This window comes from Neisseria sp. P0001.S005 (genome assembly GCF_051963715.1).
Genome location: NZ_JBQCTZ010000821.1, coordinates 1 through 350 on the forward strand (window position 1 = coordinate 1; position 350 = coordinate 350).

Sequence of the window (350 nt, forward strand, 5' to 3'; positions counted from 1 at the left end):
ACTGCCTACCAGCAACAACTAGCCGACAAAAAGCAATATCTTCAGCAACTTTTCCAAGGACTGGATTTTCCTGAAATTGAAGTCTTTGAATCTCCGGAACAGCATTACAGGATGCGCGCCGAGTTCCGTATCTGGCATGAGGGCGGCGAAATGTTTTACGCCATGTTTGAGCGCGGACAAAAGGCAAGCGGGGCAAGCCTGATCCGTTGCGACCAATTTCCTGCCGCATCCGAATCCATCAATGCCTTGATGCCGAAACTGATTGAAGCCGCATCCAATCATCCCGAGCTGAAAAACCGCTGGTACGCCGTCGAATTTTTGTCCACTTTAAGCGGCGAAATGCTGGTTAC

General features: G+C 50.0%; 1 pseudogene. It reads left to right on the forward strand.

The features are described 5' to 3' along the window. A pseudogene (locus tag ACTHSP_RS23045) lies at window positions 1-350 on the forward strand (tRNA (uridine(54)-C5)-methyltransferase TrmA); the annotation flags it as partial.